This window comes from Rhizobium sp. Root1334 (assembly GCF_001426665.1).
Lineage (GTDB): Bacteria > Pseudomonadota > Alphaproteobacteria > Rhizobiales > Rhizobiaceae > Pararhizobium.
Window position 1 is genome coordinate 202,079 of the sequence record NZ_LMEY01000001.1, and the last position, 20,942, is coordinate 223,020.

The following is a 20,942-nucleotide window of genomic DNA, read 5'->3' on the forward strand; positions in this document are numbered from 1 at the left end:
CGCAGGATCGCAAGTGTCTGTCAAAAGATTGCCTGATCTTTCGGGAGGAACCGTACCTCCGGACAGATCAGGCCGTCGTCGCTTTCTTCCAGACGCCTTCGCGCTCCAGAATTTTCGTGGCAGCCACCTGTTCGGCGGCGCGCTTGGACCGGTCGATGCCCGTTTCAGGACCGATACCGGGTATTTCGACCGTCACCGTGAAGCGCGGGTCGTGATCCGGGCCGGAGCGATCGTCGATACGGTAGTTTGGCGTCACGCCGAATTTGGCGTGTGCCCATTCCTGCAATTCGGTCTTGGCATCGCGCCGCGCGCCATCGACACGGCTTGCCCGTGACGACCAGTGGCGCTGAATGAAACCACGCGCAGCCTCCAGCCCGCCGTCGAGATAGATCGCCGCGATCAGCGACTCTACCACATCGGCGCGCACATTGAGCATCGATTTTCCGGTGAGCTTCTTCACGTCGGCACCGGTGCGGATGAACAGGTGCAGCGACAGCGTATCGGCGACAAGCGCACAGCTGTCTGCGCTTACGAGCTGGTTCAAGCGAACCGAAAGTTCGCCCTCATCGGCATCCTTGAAAGTATCGAACAGCAGTTCGGCGACGCAGAGCCCAAGCACGCGGTCGCCGAGAAACTCCAACCGTTCATAGTTGGAGCCCTTGGCATTGCGGGCGCTGGCATGAGTCAGCGCCCGGTCGAGCCGTTCCTTCTGGACAAAGCTGTAGCCGATCGCAGTCTCAAGCCGCTGCCGGTCTTCGGTGTTCAGAGAACGGCCCTTGCTCATTCTACGCCCTTGAAAAGACGGTCGTAGCGCAGGTTGGTCGGCCACTTCCAGATTTCGCGGAACGAAGTGTCGTTGCCCAGCGAGAAGAAGATCATCGAGGCGCGGCCGATCAGGTTCTGCGCCGGGACGAAGCCGACGTCGAAACGGCTGTCTGCCGAGTTGTCGCGGTTGTCGCCCATCATGAAGTAATGACCTTCGGGAACGATGAATTCGCGGGTGTTGTCGCCGCGCGAATCCGGAAACTGGTCGAGCGTGTCGAAGCTGACGCCGTTGTCGAGCGTTTCGCGGTAGACCGGAACGTCGGCACCGGTGTCGTACTGGTCGTCGGCCCGGAACATGCCGTCCGGAACGCGCTGAACGGCCTTGTCATTGACGTAGAGAATGCTGTCGCGAACCTGGACCTTGTCGCCCGGCAGACCGATCAGGCGCTTGATGTAGTCGATGTCCGGATTTGGCGGGAAGCGGAACACCACGACATCGCCGCGCGCCGGCTCACTGGCGAAGATGCGGCCTTCAAACAGGTCGGGCGAAAATGGCAGGGAGTATTTCGAATAGCCATAGGCGAACTTGTTGACGAAGATATAGTCCCCGACCAGGAGCGTCGGCATCATCGAGCCGGACGGGATGGTAAACGGCTGGAAAAAGACGGTGCGGATCACCACGGCCAAGAGAAGCGCCTGGATGATGACCTTGACGTTCTCCCAAAGGCCGCCGCCCTGCTTCTTGTCGATATTTTCTGCCACGCCACTTGTTCCTTGATCTGATTCCGCGCGCGCTGCAAAGCGGGCGGGTATATTGTATGGGGTCCGTATGCTGCCGGGTCATTCGATTGGAGGCTGCCTGACGCAAATGGTCCGCGGCGCCGTCCTTTCAAATGAACTTGAGGCAGATCATACGGTCCACGTCATCCGGACATGCTCTAAACGCTTCCTCAATCTTGAGCAACGGGCAGAGCCTCAATTATGACGAAGGCCTGCGCCAGCGGGAAATCGTCCGTGATGGTCAGATGAATGACGCCGCGATGGGCGGCCGGCAGCATTGCGGCAAGCCGCTCGGCAGCACCACCGGTGAGTTGCATCGTTGGCTTGCCACCCGGCAAGTTGACAACGCCCATGTCCTTCCAGAAAACCCCCTGCGCCAAACCGGTACCGAGCGCCTTGGAACAGGCTTCCTTGGCGGCAAACCGCTTGGCATAGGATTCGGCGCGGTTCTTGCGGCCTTCCGATTTGCGGATCTCGACATCGGTGAAACAGCGATGAGTGAACCGCTCGCCAAAACGCTCCAGCGAACTGGCGATACGCCGGATGTCGATCAGGTCACTGCCGATGCCGATAATCATCGAAATGAAAATACCTTAGTGAGAGTGTGACAAGAGCAAACGATAAGCCCTCTGCCAAGTTAAAAATTTGTCAGAAATCAAACATCGTCGGCCCAGGCGACGGCCCGTGCGCGCATTTTGCTGAGACGGCGGACCTGCCGGCGCGACTGGAACAGTCTGGCGGCATAAAAAGCAGCAACGTAAAAGACGGCAGCGCTTGCGGCAGCAAGCGGCAACGAGCCGACCAGCATCGGCTTGAGCACCGGCCCCCACAAATGGGAAAGTTCGAGATGCCGCAGCATGTGGAGGATATCCTGGCCGGCCATCGCACCGTTGCCCTCCGTCCCGAGCATGATCAGGCCAAGTTCGTAGGTCGCCGCCAGGATGAACGGAATGGTCAGGGGATTGGCCAGCGCAGTCGAAATGCCGGCCGCAATCATGTTGCCGGACAGGAGATAGGCGAACGCCAGGGCGATGAGAATGTGAAAACCGACAAACGGGGTTGCCGAAGAGGCCGCACCGGCAGCGACGCCGAGCGCGATCGAATGGGGCGACGACGAGAGCCTGAGCACACGCATCGACAGATAACGCAGCCCACGCGAAAAACCTTTTCGCGGCCACAGAAACTCACGGAGCTTTCCCGACCAGGTCGCCGGCTTCTTGCGTCTGAACAACATAATGCTCTGATAGACGATGCGGATATGGCTGTTCAATGGCAGCGGCAGCAAAATCAGCTTTTCCGGCGCCGCAAATGCTAACAGCCTGAGACTGGCTGGCGCCGGTGATGGCCGATGGGCCGTGTATCGTGCACAGTGAGCAAATCCGCTATACGCTACATGCATAGGTCCCGGCAGCCTGACGATGCAGGCAGCCGGACAAGGGCATCTTTTTAGAACGAGTTGCGGAACAGGCCACGGTCAATCTGACGCTGACGGTATTCCAGGTCGATCCGGTCGAGCGAACCATTGAGATAGCTCAGTTCACGGTCTTCGACGGACGGGACGCGCAGGGCGTTGGTGATCTTCTTCAGTTGCTTAAACATGGTAAACCTTCTTTCGTTTACCTCCCGACGCTGAAGATAGTGGAACCACCCCTTTTTCACCAGAGCCACAAAAAGACGGCAGCCATGCACAGAACGCATGACCTGCACCTTTTCGCCCCAGAGAATGCACAATCAAACGGCAATTGCCACCAAGCCGTGCGTAACTACTGGCGATCATGGCGAAATATCGGCATGACCTTGCGCCCGCCCTCGAACCATGCGGACGCGGCTGTGAGCCGAGCATCATTTCAGCCCTGTGCACGGATGACAAAGCAATGCCGCCAGGGCGGCATTACTCGAAGACGCGCTTGACCGTCGAAACGCTTGGCAGATCGCGAATCTGGGTGATCAGGTGGTTGAGCTGGCGAAGATCCCAAACCTCGATATCCAGCTGAAACTCGCTGAAATCGGTCGCCACCTGCCCCATCGACAGGGTGCGAATGTTGATATCGCTGGTGGCAACCGCCTGGGCGATCTCGGCCAGTGTGCCCGGTTCGTTGAGCGCATTGATCTGAATGCGCGCCATGAAGCGGGTGTTGTTGGCCTCGTCGAGATCCCAGCGCACATCGATCCAGCGCTCCGATTCCTCGTCGAACTTCTGCAGGCTCGGCGACTGGATCGGATAGATGGTGATACCCTTATCCTTCTCCATGATACCGACGATCCGATCGCCAGGGACAGCCCCGGACGCGCTGAAATGCACCTCGGCATTGCCCGAAAGACCACGGATCGGCAGAGCCTCCGGCCCCTCGCCGTCGAGGACGTCGAACATGTCCTTCGGGCGCCCCGGCAATTTGAAGACCATGCCGGCGGCGCTGCGCATATTAAACCAGCCCTCATCATTCGGCTTGAGCGTGACGCGCTCATCCTGATGGTCGGGATAGACGGCCCTCAGCACATCGAGCGACGACAGTTCGCCACGGCCGACGGCGGCAATGGCGTCCTCGATCTCCTTGTGGCCGAGCCGGTGCAGGACCGGCTTCATACCCTCGCGGGTAAACTGTTTGCCGGCCCGCTCGAACGTGCGCTCGAGGATGCGGTAGCCGAGACCGGAATATTGCTTTCTGACGGCCGCACGGGTGGCGCGCCGGATGGCGGCACGCGCCTTGCCGGTCACGACGATCTCTTCCCAGGCCGGCGGCGGCACCTGGATGCCGGAGCGGACGATCTCCACCTCGTCACCATTGTTCAGCCGCGTGACCAGAGGCATGATCCGGCCGTTGATCTTGGCGCCGACGCAGGTATCGCCGATATTGGTGTGAACCGCATAGGCAAAGTCGATCGGTGTTGCGCCGCGCGGCAGAGCGATGAGCTGGCCCTTCGGCGTGAAGCAGAAGACCTGATCCTGGAATAGTTCGAGCTTGGTGTGTTCGAGAAACTCTTCCGGATTATCGCCTTCGGCCAACGACTCGATCGTCCGGCGCAGCCAGGAATAGGCGTTCGATTTCGGCGAAAGCTTCACCTCGCCCACCGGCTCGATGCTATCCTTGTAGAGCGTATGGGCAGCGATACCGTATTCGGCGATCTCGTGCATCAGCCGTGTGCGGATTTGCAGCTCGATACGCTGACGGGACGGGCCGACAATGGTCGTGTGGATCGACTGGTAATCGTTCTGCTTCGGCGTCGAGATATAGTCCTTGAACCGGCCCGGAACAACGCGCCAGCGCGTGTGGACGATCCCGAGCGCCCGGTAGCAGTCCGGTATATCGGCAACGATGATCCGAAAACCCCAGACGTCCGAAAGCTGTTCGAAGGACAATGACTTCGACTGCATCTTTTTGAAGACGGAATAGGGTTTCTTCTGCCGTCCCTTGACCATCGTGCCGGTCAGGCCCCTCGCCTGAAGCAGTTCGTCCAGCTCGGCCTCGATCTTCTTGATCAGACCCTCATTGCGGGTCGACAGTTCCTCAAGGCGGCGGGTTACCGTTTCGAAGGCTTCCGGATTGATATGGCGGAAGGAGAGGTTTTCCAGTTCCTCGCGCATGTCCTGCATGCCCATGCGGCCGGCAAGCGGCGCATAGATATCCATCGTCTCCTCGGAAATCCGGGCACGCTTTTCCGCCGACATATGATCGAGGGTGCGCATGTTATGCAGCCGGTCGGCGAGCTTGACGAGAAGGACGCGCACGTCGTCGGAAATCGCGAGAAGCAGCTTGCGCAGGTTCTCGGCCTGCTTGGCCTTCTTGGTGACAAGATCGAGCTTCTTGATCTTGGTCAGACCTTCAACCAGCGCGCCGATGTCTTCGCCGAAGAGATCATCGATCTCGGCCCGCGTCGCGGTCGTATCCTCGATCGTGTCATGCAGAAGCGCGACCGCGATGGTCGATTCATCGAGATGCATCTCGGTGAGGATCGCGGCAACTTCGAGAGGATGGGAAATATAGGGGTCGCCGCTTGCCCGCTTCTGCTGGCCATGTTTCTGCATGGCGTAAACATAGGCCTTATTGAGGAGTGCCTCGTTTACATCGGGCTTGTATTTTTGAACGCGCTCAACGAGCTCGTATTGGCGCATCATCCGCTAGGGACTCCAGGAGGGATCCGGAAAACAAAAAGTGCGCCAATCATAGGAGTGGCGCACTGCTTTGCAAATACCGGTGTCACGCGAATTCCGAATGAAAACGCGGCATTGCGTCAGAGCGTCGCGCCCAACCCAAGGCCGGGCACGCCATTGGCTCAATAATCGTCACTTTTTTCCGGCGGAACGAGGCCTTCGATACCAGCCAGAAGCTCCTCTTCCGACATGCGGTCGAAGGTGACGGCCTCAGGCTGATCGTCTTCGGCCGACTGGTCGGCAAACACGGAAGCAGCATCGCCGCTGATCATCGAAGCCGGATCGGGCTCAGGCTCATCGACTTCGACATGCTTCTGCAGCGAATGGATCAGGTCTTCCTTGAGGTCGCCGGGCGACAGCGTTTCGTCAGCGATTTCGCGCAGGGCCACGACCGGGTTTTTGTCGTTATCGCGATCGATGGTGATCGCTGCACCCTGCGAGATCAGGCGGGCGCGGTGGCTTGCCAGAAGCACGAGCTCAAAACGGTTATCGACTTTGTCGATGCAATCTTCAACGGTGACGCGGGCCATGCCTGTCCTTTGGATCTCAGGAGCGCAGCTAAAAACATGGATGCCGTGAGAGGCCCCGTTGCTGCGCCGATTAACAACACCGGAACCCGTCCAGCCGTCGGCTTGACGGTATGCGCGGCTCCGATTTCAGGAATTACCCTGCCCGATACAATCAAAACCGCATAAATTCAAGTTTTTCCTGCAATGCGAAAAAAGATATCCAAAAATCCGCCCAGCCACAGCTGCCGGAACAAAAATGCTATCTGGTAACCACTCCCAATCGATTGGCTTTGACATCTGCTTAAATGATGATTGAATATCGCTAAACCCTGATGTGCCATGGAGAAATTGACATTTGCGCCGATGACGCCCGGCCCCGCCCATCAGAAAAAAAATCTAAACATTTCTGGATATCTCATATTTTTAGCAAAAAACTGCGAGATATAGCTATTCCAAGCGGAATTTTCTTAGACTAAAGCGAATGCTGGCTTAGAAAGCTAGAATATGATGAAATCTTAATGTATTCGAGTTGTTCTGCGGCCGGGAACATTATCGCTCGCTCAGGTTGAAATCAAAAACATTGAGACAACAAAAAAGGAATTACGATGTTCGACCCACGCGAAAAAATCGCGCTCTTCATCGATGGGGCCAATCTTTACGCCGCGTCGAAAAGCCTTGGTTTCGACATTGATTATCGCAAGCTTCTCAAAGCCTTCCAGAAGCGCGGCTATCTGCTTCGGGCGTATTATTACACGGCGCTGATCGAGGATCAGGAATACTCATCGATCCGGCCACTGATCGATTGGCTAGACTATAACGGTTACAAGGTTGTGACAAAGCCGGCCAAGGAGTTTACCGATTCTCTCGGCCGCCGGAAGATCAAGGGCAACATGGACATCGAACTGGCCATCGATGCGATGGAACAGTCCGAAACAGTTGATCATCTGGTGATCTTTTCCGGCGATGGCGATTTCACCACGCTGGTGGAAGCACTGCAGCGCAAGGGGCGCAAGGTCTCCGTCGTCTCTACCATGTCGACCCAGCCACCAATGATCGCCGACGACCTACGCCGCCAGGCAGATCACTTCATCGAACTTGTCAGCCTGAAAGCCGAAGTCGGGCGCGACCCCTCGGAACGCCCCGTCCGGGTGGCGGCCGAACCGGTCCATGACGAAATCCACGACTAAAAAAGAACCGGCTGATCGCAGCCGGTCCTTTTTTCAATCCCAACGCCGCTTTGTGATCTAATGGTCCTTCAGCAACCGGCTCTTCTGCCGGTTCCAGTCGCGTTCCTTTTCGCTTTCGCGCTTGTCGTGCAGCTTCTTGCCCTTGCCCAGCGCCAGTTCCAGCTTAGCCCTGCCCTGATCATTGAAATAGATCTTGAGCGGGATGAGCGTCATGCCGTCGCGGTTGATCGCGCTTTGCAGCCGGTGCGCCTCACGCTTCGACAGCAGGAGCTTGCGCCGGCGGCGCGGCTCGTGGTTGAAGCGGTTGGCCTGCAGATATTCCGGCAAGTACGAATTGATCAACCACATCTCGCCGCCCTCGTCCGTGGCGTAGGACTCGGCGATGTTGGCCTTGCCTTCGCGCAGCGACTTCACCTCGGTGCCGGTCAGAACCAGACCGGCCTCGTAGGTATCGATGATCTCGTAGTTGAAGCGGGCCTTCCGGTTTTCCGCGACAACTTTCTTGACCACACGCTGGCTGCCCTTCGGTGCCATCAGTTCATCAGCCCCGCATGGCGCAGCGCTGCGTCGATGGCAGCCTCGGTTGCCGGCTCCAGCGTCGACAGAAGCGGCGAACGCACGGTGCGGCTCATCTGGCGCAGGCAGTTGAGCGCATATTTGGCACCGCACAGGCCCGGCTCCATGAAGATCGCCTTATGCAGCGGCATCAGCTTATCCTGATAATCGAGCGCCTTGGCGTAATCACCGGCTAGAGTGGCCTCCTGGAATTCGGCACAGAGGCGCGGCGCCACATTGGCCGTGACCGAGATGCAGCCGACGCCGCCATGCGCGTTGAAACCAAGGGCCGTTGCGTCCTCGCCGGAAAGCTGGACGAAGCCTGCGCCGCAGGACAGGCGCTGCTCGGAGACGCGCTCGATCTTGCCGGTCGCATCCTTGACGCCGATGATCGACGGATAGGCCTTGTGCAAGGCAGCCATCGTTTCGACGCTCATATCCACGACGGAGCGGCCGGGAATGTTGTAAATGACAACCGGCAGTTTCACGCTTTCGGCAACAGCTGCAAAATGGGCGAAAAGCCCCTTCTGGGTCGGCTTGTTGTAATAAGGCGTCACGACCAGAACGGCATCTGCCCCCGCCTTTTCGGCGTGCTGAGCCAACTCGATAGCCTCTGTCGTGTTGTTGGAGCCGGCACCTGCGATCACCGGGACGCGCTTGGCCGCGGTTTCGATGCACAATTCCACCACGCGTTTATGCTCGGCATGCGACAGGGTGGGCGATTCACCGGTGGTGCCGACCGGCACCAGACCGTGACTGCCTTCGCTGATCTGCCATTCGACATGCGCGGCAAAGCTATCCGTGTCCACAGCGCCGGAGGCGGTGAACGGGGTGACGAGTGCGGGAATGGATCCCTTGAACATGCACGACTCCTGACGGCCGGGGAGCTTGAAACCAACCCACGCTTTAGCCGCATTTCATGGTTAGAAAACTGGCGCACCTTAATCATGTGCAGTGCCTGCGGCAAGCACTCTATCGCGCCATTCGTTGCCGGCTCCCGTCAATTACGCTGGCATCAACGGCGGTTTTACGCATTTCGGGGCTCGCCCAACCGCGAGAACAGGCCGACCGATATTTATGGGATTGAATGGAAGCGGGTAACCTTTCGTTAACAATTGCGTCGCCAAATGAGAGAATGTCAGGGGCAAGCGTGGGGTTCTGGATGCGTGGGCAGATTTTACGCCGCATGATTGCGATGCTCGGCGCGTCGGCAGTGCTTTTTTCAGCGGTGACCGTTTCGGCGCAAGGCCTTCCGGTCCCACTGCCCCGGTCAAAGCCGGAGACGCTGGTAAAGGCCGGACGGGTGCCCTCCTCTGAAGTCACAGGCTCCATCATTTCCGCCACCGCCTCGATACCGGTCAACTCGAACCTGAAAGCCGGGCTGGACGCACTCTCCAACAGAGATGCGGCGAAGGCTATCGTGGCGCGAAACGCCATGACCCAAGGCACGCTCGACCGCCACATTCTCACCTGGGCGATCGCCACCTCGGGTCAGAAAGGCGTGCCTTCCTATGAAATCGCCGCTGCGCAGCAGGAATTGAAGGGCTGGCCGGGGCTTGGCGCACTGCGTGCCAATTCCGAGCGTGCGCTCTATCGGGAAAACCCGGCAGCCGCTGATGTGCTCTCCGCCTTTGGCACGACACGGCCGGAGACGGCGGATGGGACCATCATTCTTGCCCGGGCCCTGCAACAGACCGGCAACATGAATGCGGCAGCGAAGTTGCTACGAGGCCTATGGCTGAAAGATGCCCTCGACAAGGACAACGAGACCCGGATTCTCGCAGAATTTCCGGGCCTCCTGACAACCGCTGACCACAAACAGCGCATGGAAATGTTGCTCTATCGCGGCCGCCTCGACCAGGCATCCCGCTTCAGCGACCTCGGCAAGGCGCAATCGCTGTATCGCGCCTGGGTCGCGACGGCCAAGAAGGCCGATAACGCGGCGGCACTGATTGCAGCCGTCGACCGGTCCTGGGCCAACGAACCGGCCTACCTGTTTATCCGGGTCGAATACCTGCGCAAGCAGGAGAAATATGAAGAGGCAGCCAAGCTTCTAGCCGGCCTGCCGAAAGACAAGGACGCGCTGGTCAATCCGGGCGAATGGTGGGTTGAACAACGGATCATCAGCCGGGGCCTGCTCGACCAGGGTAAGTTCAAGGCTGCCTATGCAATCGCCGCAAACAATTCCGCCGCCAACCCGGCCGATATCGTCGATGCGGAATTCCATGCCGGCTGGTATGCGCTGCGCGGACTGAAGGACGCAACAACCGCAACGCAGCACTTTCAACGCATCCTGAAAGCATCTAATAGACCTATTTCGGTTTCGCGGGCCTGGTACTGGATGGGCCGCGCAGCTGAAGCAGGCGGCCCCGGCGATGCAAAAGAGTATTTTGCCAAGGCCGCAACGCTTTCTGGGACATTTTACGGGCAGCTTGCCGCAGCCCGGCTTGGCCGCACGGGGCTGAATGTTACCTACCCATCACCGACGGCCGAGGATCGCGGGCGGTTCGAGGGGCGCGAGGCAGTTCAGGCTATCGCGCGGCTGGAACAGGCAGGGCATGCGTGGCGGGCCGACAATCTCTACCGCGCGCTGGCCGAGGAGCTGACCAGCCCGGGAGAACTTGCCATCCTTTCAGCCCGCGCGGAAAAAGCCGGAGGGCACCAGTTGTCGCTGCAGATCGGCAAACTCGCCTTCGGCCGGGGCATCGACGTCGCAGCCCTCGCCTTCCCGATCGGCGTCATTCCGGCAAATGCCAATATCAGTGGCGCGGGCAAGGCTTTGGCCTATGCGATTGCCCGCCAGGAAAGCGCCTTCAACCCGGCAGCCATCTCGCCGGCCAATGCACGCGGATTGCTTCAGATCCTGCCCGGCACCGCCAAGGGCGTCGCCGGGCGGCACGGCCTTGCCTATTCCCAGGAGCGGCTGACGACGGATACCGCCTATAATGCCACGCTCGGCGCGCATTATCTTGGCGAACAGATCGATGATTTCGGTGGCTCCTATATCCTCACCTTCATCGCCTATAATGCCGGCCCCCGGCGCGTACCGGACTGGATAAACCGGTACGGCGACCCGCGCGGCAAATCGATCGACGACGTCGTCGACTGGATCGAGCGAATTCCATTTGCCGAAACCCGAAATTATGTGCAACGGGTGATGGAAAACTATCAGGTCTACAAGTCCCGGCTCGGGCAGACAGCAGATATAGTACAGGATCTGCGCGTGGGCCGCTGACAACAGTCCTTTTGTTCACCTGCCAGAAACAGCACCCGGATTGCCGGCGGATATAAACCCGCCGCCCCTCTTCCGGGACTGCCCTGATGAGCTATGCTTCTCCCGACAATCAGCAACGGGAGAGATCGTGACAAGCGCCACCAAGACGAGTTTTCAAGAACTCCGGTTTTCAACCAGCGACGGATTACAGCTCTATGCCCGCGACTATGGCAATGGCGATCCACGAACGGCAGGAACGCTTCCGATCGTCTGCCTGCCTGGGCTCAGCCGCAACAGCCGCGATTTTCATCTTCTGGCAATGCGGCTCTCAACTCACCCCGAAAACCCGCACCGCGTCATTGCGCTCGACTATCGAGGCCGCGGATTTTCAGATTGGGACACAGATAAAAGCCGCTATCAGCTGCCGGTGGAGGCCGAAGACGTTCTGTGTGCGTGCGCCGCTTTCGATGTAACGCGCGCCATTTTCATTGGCACGTCCCGCGGCGGTCTGATCCTTCATCTTCTTGCTGCGATGCGCCCGGCCCTGCTGGCAGCCATCGTCCTCAACGACATCGGGCCAGTCATCGAAATTGCCGGTCTGCTACAGATTCGACGGTATCTGGAGGCGCAACCGACGTTGCACTCCTGGGACGAGGCAGTCGAAAGCTTGAAAAGAGTGCATGGCCCGGCCTTCCCGTCCCTGGAAGAGCCAGACTGGAGGGATATGGCGGATGCCATCTTCCGTGACAAGGACGGTATGATCGTCGCCGATTTCGACCCGGCCCTGATCGAGCCACTGAAAAACTTGGATGCAGATATGCCGGTTCCTGATCTCTGGGCGCTTTATCAAGGTTTTCAGACAATGCCCCTGATGGCCATCCGGGGTGAGAATTCCAGCATTCTGTCACGCGCAACCTTCGCGGAGATGGCAAAACGGCATCCACATATGACGCTGGTCAATGCCGTGGGACAAGGACACGCGCCGCTTCTGCATCGCCCAGATTTGCTTGACGAAATCACGGCGTTCATCGGCAGGATTTTGTAAAGGCGCCGATTACGCGAATGGCGGTTAAAAGGCCAAGGCCAGGTAAACCGTAAAACGGAAAAAGCCCGGTCTTTCGACCGGGCTTTCCATCACTGATATGAAATCAGAGATTAGAAGTCGCGCTGCAGACGGAGGAAGCCGGAGACTTCGTCGCCGCCAATGCCGTAACGACGGGAGTCGTCTACGTCCTGGTACTGAACCGTTGCGAGGGTCTTCAGACCGTCGGTGATCTGGTAGCCAGCCGTCAGGCCTACACGCCAAGCGTCAACACCGTTGATGAAAGCGTAGTCGCCGAAGTACTGAGCAGCCGGAGTGATGGTCAGCTTGTCAGTTGCCTTGAATTCATACGAGGCAGCAACGGTCCATTCGGATTCGTTGTAGTATACGTTCGGGTCAGAAGCCCAGACGCCTGCCAGGTTGAATGTGCCAGCACCGAGTTCAGCGGAGATGATAGCGCGGATAGCGCCTTCTTCGCGTTCAGTGTCGTAAGCGCCGAGCAGGGTAGCTGTTACGCCACCAACCGAGCCGGACAGCATGGCAGCAACGCCGAGGCCGTTGTCTTCACGACCGAAGTCGTTCGGCAGACCCATCGGCAGGCCCTTTACGCGGCCAATGCCTTCGATTTCGTCAACCGAGAGACCGGCCTTGAATGCGCCGCCATCGTAGGTGTACGAGATCGAGTTGAACAGGGTGTTGGTTGCAAGAGCGTCGGTTTCGCCGGCGATGCCGTCGCCCCACCAGCTGTAGTAGTAGCCGAACTTGAAGCCAGCGATCGCGATCGAAGCTGTGTCAAGGAAGGTCGAGCCGCCGTTTACAGAGCTGTCAGCATTGGTCTGCAGAACGATGGTGCTTTCGAGCGTGCCAAGTTCAGTGTCGTTCTTGGCGTCGAACTGCAGCTGGCCACGTGTGAACGTATCCCAGTCAGACGTGCCCGAACGGTCACGACCGAAGTTGGTCTGGAAACGGACGTAACCGCCGATCTTCAGGCAGGTTTCCGTGCCCGGGATGTAGAAGTAGCCAGTGCCGAAAGCGTCGCAAACGCGAACGTATTCCATTGGTTCCGGCTCAGCAGCAACGATTGCGTCAGCTGCCTGGGCGCCGGATACTGCTGCGAGAGCTGCAGCGGAGCCGAGAAGAAGGCTCTTGATGTTCATTTCTGACCTCCAGTCAAAAGTTTCAAACAGGTCTGGGTATTATACTGAAGGACAGTATTCCCTGCCCCATCCCCAACATTTAAGAAGTCGGACGATCAACCGCCCTTGCTTCCGGAGTTGAAAATACAAGACGGGACCGCTGGCGCAATCACCAACTTGCGAGTTCGTCATGTTTGGCCCGCCCTTCCCCCTGCGCTGTTGCTGAAACGACACAAAAACGCCCCAAGCGGCCGGAAGTTATTAACAAGACGTTAAGAAAACCCTTTATTCATCGGGACTTAGCTGCACCCTTCGCGGTGCGATCCGTATCATAACGGGGCGAAAATGGGGCGAAACGGCTGTGCGCAGCCGGATTCGCGGCACGGTCCACGAGGCGCTTCGACGGCCGCTACACCAATCGCGGACAGTCGAGAACCGGAATCATGGTGTCATTCGATGAGATCAGCGGCACGATTCGGAGAATCATTAATGCGGGGAGCCCGCCGGCACGATTCGTATGTTCCTGACGAACAATCAAACTGCGCATGCCAATTTATTGCGTAGGCCGTCCTGACCACCGATCGGATATCGACCTCGCCGTGGAGCAGACAAGAGACATCAAAGAGCTGCGTAACCAGAATCGATTGCCGCTGACCAAAAGGGAGAGTTGAGCACCTGTCGTACTCGCCCCGTCAGCGAAGACTGGAGGGAGCCATTCCGGCGTCGCGATCAGCAAGCCGCACCTAAACCCGCGAGAGGATGAAATGGAGCCAGGCTCTTTGGAACCGGAAAAACGGCAAGGTGCGATTTGGAACTGATTTCCGGCGCAGCAATTGATGCGGGCCGATGTGCGTGCCAAAAATCGAGCTTAAGATCTGATGGCGGAGAAGATGGGATTCGAACCCACGATACCCTTCCGGGTATACTCCCTTAGCAGGGGAGCGCCTTCGACCACTCGGCCACCTCTCCGTTAGCGCCTGACTAGAGTCAGGAGCCTTTCATTGCAAGGAGTTTTTGCGGTTTCCCGCGACAAAGTTGTTTTTCCATGCCCGTTTCAGGACATGATGGACCGCAAACTCGCTTGATGAGCAACGCACCGGCCATATGAAATGTCCAGCACTTCCGTTCCCGCAAGCTACAGCAACAGCTACGGTGGGGACAGTGGCGTCCGCCGGGATGATGCGACTGCCGAGGGAGAAGGCTTACATCATTGCCGATTGCCCGATGCGGGACTGTTGCGCTAATTCATGTCTCTATAAAGATCATTAAAGCCATTCCGCCGTCATCATGCGGGCGGCATGCAACAACAGGTTCGGAATCCATCATGAGCAATGACAGCAAACCGGAAACCAAGGTGACGATCGAAAAGCTGCGCAACGGGCGGTGGGCTTTCGTGCTCAAGCGCGGCACGGTCGTCTATCCAGCCCACGGCCAGTTCTCCAACCAGATCGAGGCCATCGCCGCCGGACAGGCCGCACTCAGGGCGCTGGAAAGCAACCGCTAAGCCGATCTGCTTACTCCTTACATAAAGGGCCGGACCTGTCTCACAGGTCCGGCCCTTTATGTTTCCTGTCATTTCCGCTGCCGGCACCTCAGCTCTTTTTCGCCAGCCGGTCGATCGCGTTCTGTGTGGCGGCACCGAAATCACCATCCAGTGGGCCGCTGTAATAGCCGCGATCCTTGAGCAACGCCTGGATTTCCTTGCGGAAGGCGGGCGTGAAATTATCCGGGGATGTCTTCAGTTCTTCAAGTTTGGCCGGATCGCCGCCCTCGACGCTGGCCGCAGCCCAGCGCACTGCCTCTTTTGGATCCGCCTTCGTACCCAACCCCCAGTCATAGAGGCGGCTCAGATTGCCCATGGCATAAGCGCTTCCGGCGTTGGACGCCATTTCATACCAGTTGCGAGCCTGCGCATAGTCCTGCGGCACGGCCTTGCCGTCATCATAGAACCAGCCGAGCAGTGCCATCGAATAGGCGTCGCCGACATTGGCTGCCTTTTCGTACCAGACCTTTGCCTGGGTATAATCCTGTGGCGTGCCGAGACCATTCTGATAGGCCCAACCGAGCGACGACATCGCATTGGCATCGCCGCCTTCGGCCGCCTTCTGGTACCAGGAGAGCGACTGGTCGAGATCTTTTTCAACCCCGTTGCCCTCGCGATAGAACCAGCCAAGGGTCGCCATGGCATTGGCGTAGCCCTGATTGGCCGAGAGTTGGTACCATTTCAGCGATTCCGCGTAATCCTGCGGAACGCTGCCATAGCCATCGCGATAGAGCCAGCCGAGCGATGCCTGGGCGTAGGAATTGCCGTTATTGGCGGCGTGCTCGAACATTTCCTTGCCCTTGTCGACATCGACGGGACCATCGGTGCCGTAGATCGAGAACCAGGCGAGGTTCGTCAGTCCATACATATTGCCGCCGTCGGCTGCCTTTTGATAGTTGCTGCGGGCATCGACGTAATTGCGCCCGGCGTCCTGGGCACGGCCGAGCATGTTGACGAGCATCATATCGTCGGGGTTTTCGTTGACCGCCTGGGCGCAGGCGGTGAGCGCGCGCGCCGAATCGATCTTGAGGAAATTGACGCCGAGGAAGCCAGGCATCGATTGCGGTTCGCCGGCGAGCAGATAGCAATCACGCGAAGCCTGCGTATCCTTGCCTGTCCGGGAAATATTCAAGCCCTTCTTCGGCTCGAGCGCCGCGATTTGGGTCTCCGCTTCCACTCTGTGCTTGCTGTCCGGATACCGTTCAACGAAACGGGTGAGCGCTGCTCCATCGGTCGACTGCTTGAGCGCCTCCCAGGCGATTTCATCCGGCGTCACCGCGGTCTGCGCTGCCTCATCCAGCAGCTTCAGCTTCTTTTCCGCCAGCATCTTGTAGACCGGATCAGTGCCATGCTTGGCCAAAAACACCTCGATCAGGTCTTTATCGGCAAGATCGCGGATATTCTGCCAGTCCGCCGCCGCAGCAGACTGGCCGTTCGGCGAGACTTCCTGCGTGTTGCCGTTATTGGTGATGTTGATGTTCACTTCCTTGATATTGAGGAAGATCTGCGCGCCGCCGAGCGATCCATAGACGAACGGCTCCTGTTCGCGGTTGGTCGCCGTCACCACGTCATCACGAACCTTGCCGAGCGCGATGCGCACATCAACGCCGGGTTCGGTCAGATATTTCGCCAACGCTGTCGCAAACGGGCTGTTCTTTCCCTCTCCGTCCATCGCCACCGTACCGGCCTTCGAGGCGAAGGCCACCAGGAGGTCGGCCGATTCAGGCTCAACACGTGCCAGACCACGGCTGACGGCGCGGGTGGAGATCGAGCGGCTCATCGATTGTTCGAAGGGATTGTTGCGGCAGGCGTCGAGAATAACCAGTTTCAGACGTGTCGCGCCTTCCAGCGAGCGCTGCACGCGGTCGAGCGGGATTGCCTCGTCTTCGACATCCTTGTCGGTCTTCAGGCTGACATCGACCGGAAGCAGAAAGTTCTCGCCGTTCATCTCCATGCCGTGGCCGGAATAATAGATGATGGCGACATCAGCGCCGGCGGCAGTGTCCTCGAAGTCGCGCAGTGCACGGACCATCGAGGCGCGGTCGAGATCGTGCACCGCCGTCACCATATCGAAACCCGCCTCTTCGAACGAAGCCTTCATCAACTCGACATCGTTGGCCGGGTTGTTCAGCTGCGATGTCGCCTCGTATTTCTCGTTTCCGATCAGAAGCGCGACGCGTTTTGCCGCTTCGGCAGAACCGGCCTGAAACACGACAACCGACAGCGCCAGAACGAAGATGGGCAGCCAGCCGTGGAAATAACGCTTGAACATGATTTTCCCCTCCGCGCTCGTGCAGTCTGCCGGGGTGTAATGCACCCTTTGAAACTGCGCAAACATGATCCCTGCTTCACCGGGTATTTTCGTTGCCGGCGCGCCTTGCATGAAAGTATTACGTATGGGCTGGTGGGTTTCAATGTCCGGTTTCAGGCTTTTTTTAAGCACGCACGAAGACGGAGTTGCGTGACCGCAAGCTCAGAGCAAGGATGGCGACGGAAACTGCGGCCATAGCAGCATGCGGCGTGGCGAAACGCAGCGCGAACCTGACCCAAAGTTCCAGCATCCAGCAAAACGGCGCGTAGCCGCAGATTTCCGGAGTTTCCCATGTCGATGGTGATGCATCTCGCCGAGGCAAAACCGGGTCAACTGACCACCAGCTACAAGCACTATTATATAGAGCGTCCGTGCCGCATCCTTGTGGTCGGGCAGCACCTGAAGACGAAGACGAAATATCAATGCCTGCTGCGCCATATCTCGATCGGCGGCGCCATGGTGGATTTCAACGCCAATATACTTTTGCCAAAACATTTCTTCCTGCAGATCGACGGCTTCCAGGAGGAGATCGGTTGCTCGCAGGTTCATCGGCACCGGAGCGAACTCGGCGTGCGCTTCAACATGCAGCTGGCGCCGGAATTCCTGAGCCGCCTGATTCGGCTGAACTTTACCAGTGGCCTGATCTGAAAGCGGGCCGCTGACCGCAAGGCTTCTCCTATTATCGCTCACCGGCAATCCAGACAGGGCTACCAGCCGTAGTAAGGGCGAAAGAGGATCGAGCGTCATGAAAACTGTTTTGATCGCCTACGCGGGAACGCTGGTGTCCCTGATGATTGCCGACGCCATCTGGCTGGGGCTGGTCGCAAGGGCATTCTATCGAGATCAGCTCGGCGAACTCATGCTGCCATCGCCAAATTTCGCCATCGCCTCGATTTTCTATGTGTTTTTCGCGATGGCCATCGTTCTCCTGGCCGTCCTGCCAGGAGTGCGGGCCAGCTCTCTCCTCACCGCGCTCGGATATGGTGCTGTTCTCGGCCTTGCTGCTTACGGCACCTACGACATTACCAATCTGGCGACATTGAAGGGCTGGCCGCCGATTGTCAGTCTGGTCGATATGGCCTGGGGAACCTTTGTCACCGCGTTTTCGGCAAGCTGTGGCCTGCTAACCTGCAGCTATCTTGCCGATCCGATGTCCTGATTCGTGACGCAGTGACCGGCAGAATGCATCAATTTCTACCCTCATTAAAACTTTAGGGAATGTTTTCAAAGGATTGCAATATCCCTGACCGATCCTGCATTCATCGCACACTGCCCTCATGAGGAGGATAAGAGCGGTGAACGCAAACGATGCGGCAGATGTGGATCAATCATCCAGGCCGATCGCTATCGAGGGAGTGACGATGCAGAACTCGACGATGTATTCGGTGGTCAGTTCCAAGCTGTACGAACAGCGTTTCGAACGTTTTGTGATCGGACAGGCCGGTACGTTGATGGCAGTCAAGCCTGGGCTCGGCGGCGTCTCGACCCGAACCTGCAAGATGACAGAGATTTCTCGCGGGGGCGCCAGCTTCGTCGTCAATACGACGATCGGCCTTCCCCAGCACTATTATCTGACCATCGTCGGAACCAAGAAGCGAATCGGCTGTGCTGAGGTCTACCGGCGCGACAACCGGATTCAGGTGCATTTCATCAAACCGATCGATGAGGAATTCCTGCATCAGATCGTCCGTTACGAATTCTTCACCGGCGGCGAAGTGAAGAAGCACTAGCACTAGCACTAGCGCCAGCGCCAATTCGAGCATGCCTTGCCAGGAATGTGGTCTCTCGCGCGATGGATTTGGTTTCCATGACTGCGAATCCTCGCTAATCTCCGCCACGATTTCATTCGTCGTCAGGCTCGATATTCAGCAATGTCCGCATTCTCCAGATTTACCCCGCTCGTCACCTCGCTTCCCTCCACCATTCCCTTTGTCGGGCCTGAAGCGATCGAGCGTCAGCGTGACCGCCCGATCGCAGCGCGAATCGGCGCCAATGAGAGCGGCTTTGGCCCGGCTCCATCGGTGCTGTCGGCGATGGCGGCGGCCGCCGCAGGGGTCTGGCAATATAATGACCCGGAAAATTTCGAGCTGAAGAAATCGCTTGCCGCCCATCTGGGTACCGGGGCGGAAAACATCGCCATCGGTGAAGGCATCGACGGCCTGCTCGGGCAGATCGTTCGCATGGTGATCGAGCCCGGAATGCCGGTTGTCACCTCGCTTGGCGGCTATCCTACATTCAATTTCCATGTCGCGGGGCATGGCGGCCGGCTGGTGACGGTTCCCTATGTCAACGACCGCGAAGATCTCGACGGGCTGCTGGCCGCCGTCAAACGCGAAAATGCGCCGTTGGTCTATTTCGCCAATCCCGACAACCCGATGGGCAGCTGGTGGGACGCAGACAGCGTTATTGCCTTCGCAAGAGCCTTGCCCGAGACCTGCCTTCTCATCCTCGACGAGGCCTATGGCGAAACCGCCCCGGCGGGCACCATTCCCCCGATCGCCTCATTGATCGACATGCCGAACATCGTCCGTACCCGGACCTTCTCCAAGGCTTATGGCTTGGCGGGAGCCCGTGTCGGGTATGTCATCGGTACGCCGGGAACCGCACAGGCCTTCGACAAGATCCGCAACCATTTCGGCATGAACAGGATCGGGACCGCTGCGGCTATCGCAGCGCTGGCGGACAAGGACTATCTGGCCGAGGTTCTGGAAAAAATTGCCGCCTCACGCGGCAGGATCGCCGAAATCGCTGATAGCAACGGACTGAAGCCCCTGCCTTCGGCAACGAATTTCGTGACGATTGATTGCGGCAAGGATGCCGTCTTTGCCCGCGCCATCGTTGACGGGCTTATGGCCGACCACGGCGTTTTCATCCGCATGCCGGGTGTTGCGCCCCTGAACCGTTGTATCCGCATCAGCACCGGGCCGGAGGCGGACATGGCGCTTCTGGAGGAAGCTTTGCCGAAAGTTCTGGAATCGCTCGGCAGGCAGTAGAAACCGCGCCCCATCTTCGGAGGTCTCGGTCCCTACCGCCTGTCGTCGATGCAATCCTGTTTCAATGCACTGTCATCCATTCGCGGGCGGCGCGCAGGGCCGTGGCGAGGTCGGTCTTGTTCATGGTCATCGCCAGATCGGCACGCAGCGCTGCTGCCCGGTCCGATCCCTTGATGGCCGCGATGTTCAGCCATTTGTGCGCGGCGACGAGATCGACATCGCAACCACGTCCGGTTGCATACATCAAGCCCATTTCACAAAAGACGTCCGCGCGGTTTTCGCCACCCATTGTGGCATCCGAAGCATTCTGAATGTCAAAGCGTGCCATTGTCTCTGTCCCTGTTTACCTGGTTTGTTACGTCGGTAGTCCCTGTTTTATCTGCCTTTTTGAGGCTCCTTTAAGGGGCCGCCGTCTTGTGCGGCTTTGGCCCCCTGAAGGATGTCGGCGGGGTGTTTTTCCCTGCTCGTCTTATGGGTCTGAATATGCAGCAGCGGTTTCAATACACGCTTAAAATGCATGATTAATGTGAGGCAAACAAAGTTCAAACGATTGGTAAACTTGGGTTTTTGTTAAACATCGGACTGACCGGAAACGCTGGCTTTTGCCTCAATCTTTACGGAAAATTCAGACGCCGATTTCAACCAATCGCTAACCACGCAAAACGGTCGCATGTTGGGCCTTGCGGAAAGAGACGGCGCAACAAGCCGCATTTTGCTCGATCCCTTCATCGCAAAACCAGTGACTTCCGTATTTACG

The 20,942-nt window shown here is 58.2% G+C and carries 20 protein-coding genes and 1 tRNA gene; 8 read left to right on the forward strand and 13 right to left on the reverse strand.

Annotation, left to right across the window (positions count from 1 at the left end; translation table 11 throughout):
- Positions 1-67: 67 nt before the first annotated feature.
- The 7 genes from rnc to rpoZ all read right to left on the reverse strand — a co-directional run bounded on the left by rnc (position 68) and on the right by rpoZ (position 6,225).
- Positions 68-784: a ribonuclease III gene (gene rnc / locus ASD36_RS00955; RefSeq protein WP_060503606.1), complete on the reverse strand. Its 717-nt coding sequence runs from the start codon at positions 782-784 to the stop codon at positions 68-70.
- Positions 781-1,527 carry a signal peptidase I gene (gene lepB / locus ASD36_RS00960; RefSeq protein ID WP_060503607.1) on the reverse strand — a complete coding sequence of 249 codons (747 nt, stop codon included), beginning with the start codon at positions 1,525-1,527 and terminating at the stop codon, positions 781-783. The genes rnc and lepB overlap by 4 nt, the downstream gene beginning before the upstream one ends.
- A gap of 188 nt (positions 1,528-1,715) precedes the next feature.
- On the reverse strand, positions 1,716-2,123 hold the full coding sequence (acpS, locus tag ASD36_RS00965; RefSeq protein ID WP_060503608.1) for a holo-ACP synthase: 408 nt from the start codon (positions 2,121-2,123) through the stop codon (positions 1,716-1,718).
- 77 nt (positions 2,124-2,200) lie between these two features.
- Positions 2,201-2,830: a DUF2062 domain-containing protein gene (locus ASD36_RS00970; protein WP_244482031.1), complete on the reverse strand. Its 630-nt coding sequence runs from the start codon at positions 2,828-2,830 to the stop codon at positions 2,201-2,203.
- Positions 2,831-2,991: 161 nt separating this feature from the next.
- The gene (locus ASD36_RS29735; protein WP_081928008.1) at positions 2,992-3,144 is read right to left on the reverse strand and encodes a DUF3563 domain-containing protein; all 153 of its coding nucleotides are present in this window, start codon (positions 3,142-3,144) and stop codon (positions 2,992-2,994) included.
- A gap of 292 nt (positions 3,145-3,436) precedes the next feature.
- Complete coding sequence (locus tag ASD36_RS00980) at positions 3,437-5,659, reverse strand: bifunctional (p)ppGpp synthetase/guanosine-3',5'-bis(diphosphate) 3'-pyrophosphohydrolase (RefSeq protein WP_060508676.1); 2,223 nt, start codon at positions 5,657-5,659, stop codon at positions 3,437-3,439.
- Between the two features lie 158 nt (positions 5,660-5,817).
- Entirely contained in the window at positions 5,818-6,225 is a 408-nt protein-coding gene (gene rpoZ, locus ASD36_RS00985) for a DNA-directed RNA polymerase subunit omega (RefSeq protein ID WP_060503611.1), read from the reverse strand.
- Positions 6,226-6,809: 584 nt separating this feature from the next.
- Here rpoZ and ASD36_RS00990 point away from each other — a divergent pair.
- A complete protein-coding gene (locus tag ASD36_RS00990; protein WP_060503612.1) occupies positions 6,810-7,391 on the forward strand; it encodes an NYN domain-containing protein in 582 nt (193 codons plus the stop codon).
- 57 nt (positions 7,392-7,448) lie between these two features.
- Here ASD36_RS00990 and smpB read toward each other — a convergent pair whose 3' ends face one another.
- Both smpB and dapA read right to left on the reverse strand, forming a co-directional pair.
- Positions 7,449-7,925 carry an SsrA-binding protein SmpB gene (smpB, locus tag ASD36_RS00995; protein ID WP_060503613.1) on the reverse strand — a complete coding sequence of 159 codons (477 nt, stop codon included), beginning with the start codon at positions 7,923-7,925 and terminating at the stop codon, positions 7,449-7,451.
- A complete protein-coding gene (dapA, locus tag ASD36_RS01000) occupies positions 7,925-8,809 on the reverse strand; it encodes a 4-hydroxy-tetrahydrodipicolinate synthase (protein ID WP_060503614.1) in 885 nt (294 codons plus the stop codon). The genes smpB and dapA overlap by 1 nt, the downstream gene beginning before the upstream one ends.
- 299 nt (positions 8,810-9,108) lie before the next feature.
- Here dapA and ASD36_RS01005 point away from each other — a divergent pair, with 299 nt between their 5' ends.
- Together ASD36_RS01005 and ASD36_RS01010 are read left to right on the forward strand one after the other, a co-directional pair.
- Positions 9,109-11,181 (forward strand): lytic transglycosylase domain-containing protein, encoded by a 2,073-nt coding sequence (locus ASD36_RS01005; protein ID WP_060503615.1) that lies wholly within the window; start codon positions 9,109-9,111, stop codon positions 11,179-11,181.
- Positions 11,182-11,308: 127 nt separating this feature from the next.
- Positions 11,309-12,205: an alpha/beta hydrolase gene (locus tag ASD36_RS01010; RefSeq protein WP_060503616.1), complete on the forward strand. Its 897-nt coding sequence runs from the start codon at positions 11,309-11,311 to the stop codon at positions 12,203-12,205.
- Between the two features lie 110 nt (positions 12,206-12,315).
- Here ASD36_RS01010 and ASD36_RS01015 read toward each other — a convergent pair whose 3' ends face one another.
- Both ASD36_RS01015 and ASD36_RS01020 read right to left on the reverse strand, forming a co-directional pair.
- On the reverse strand, positions 12,316-13,359 hold the full coding sequence (locus ASD36_RS01015) for a porin (protein WP_060641703.1): 1,044 nt from the start codon (positions 13,357-13,359) through the stop codon (positions 12,316-12,318).
- A gap of 858 nt (positions 13,360-14,217) precedes the next feature.
- A tRNA-Ser gene (locus ASD36_RS01020) sits at positions 14,218-14,307 on the reverse strand.
- Between the two features lie 355 nt (positions 14,308-14,662).
- Between ASD36_RS01020 and ASD36_RS01025 the strand changes: the two genes are divergently transcribed.
- On the forward strand, positions 14,663-14,842 hold the full coding sequence (locus tag ASD36_RS01025; RefSeq protein ID WP_060503618.1) for a hypothetical protein: 180 nt from the start codon (positions 14,663-14,665) through the stop codon (positions 14,840-14,842).
- Positions 14,843-14,930: 88 nt separating this feature from the next.
- On the opposite strand, the gene ASD36_RS01030 is transcribed toward ASD36_RS01025, so the two are convergent.
- Positions 14,931-17,153, reverse strand: a complete 2,223-nt coding sequence (locus ASD36_RS01030) for a caspase family protein (RefSeq protein WP_060503619.1) — start codon at positions 17,151-17,153, stop codon at positions 14,931-14,933.
- A gap of 330 nt (positions 17,154-17,483) precedes the next feature.
- Here ASD36_RS01030 and ASD36_RS01035 point away from each other — a divergent pair, with 330 nt between their 5' ends.
- The 4 genes from ASD36_RS01035 (at position 17,484) to ASD36_RS01050 (ending at position 20,185) form a co-directional block, all read left to right on the forward strand.
- On the forward strand, positions 17,484-17,840 hold the full coding sequence (locus tag ASD36_RS01035) for a PilZ domain-containing protein (protein ID WP_060503620.1): 357 nt from the start codon (positions 17,484-17,486) through the stop codon (positions 17,838-17,840).
- 97 nt (positions 17,841-17,937) lie between these two features.
- Positions 17,938-18,351, forward strand: a complete 414-nt coding sequence (locus tag ASD36_RS01040; protein ID WP_060503621.1) for a DUF2177 family protein — start codon at positions 17,938-17,940, stop codon at positions 18,349-18,351.
- 136 nt (positions 18,352-18,487) lie between these two features.
- Positions 18,488-18,922, forward strand: a complete 435-nt coding sequence (locus ASD36_RS01045) for a PilZ domain-containing protein (RefSeq protein WP_244482033.1) — start codon at positions 18,488-18,490, stop codon at positions 18,920-18,922.
- Positions 18,923-19,063: 141 nt separating this feature from the next.
- Positions 19,064-20,185: a pyridoxal phosphate-dependent aminotransferase gene (locus ASD36_RS01050; RefSeq protein ID WP_060503622.1), complete on the forward strand. Its 1,122-nt coding sequence runs from the start codon at positions 19,064-19,066 to the stop codon at positions 20,183-20,185.
- 61 nt (positions 20,186-20,246) lie between these two features.
- Here the strand turns inward: ASD36_RS01050 and ASD36_RS01055 are convergent, their stop codons facing one another.
- Entirely contained in the window at positions 20,247-20,513 is a 267-nt protein-coding gene (locus ASD36_RS01055; RefSeq protein WP_060503623.1) for a sel1 repeat family protein, read from the reverse strand.
- Between the last annotated feature and the right edge of the window lie 429 nt (positions 20,514-20,942).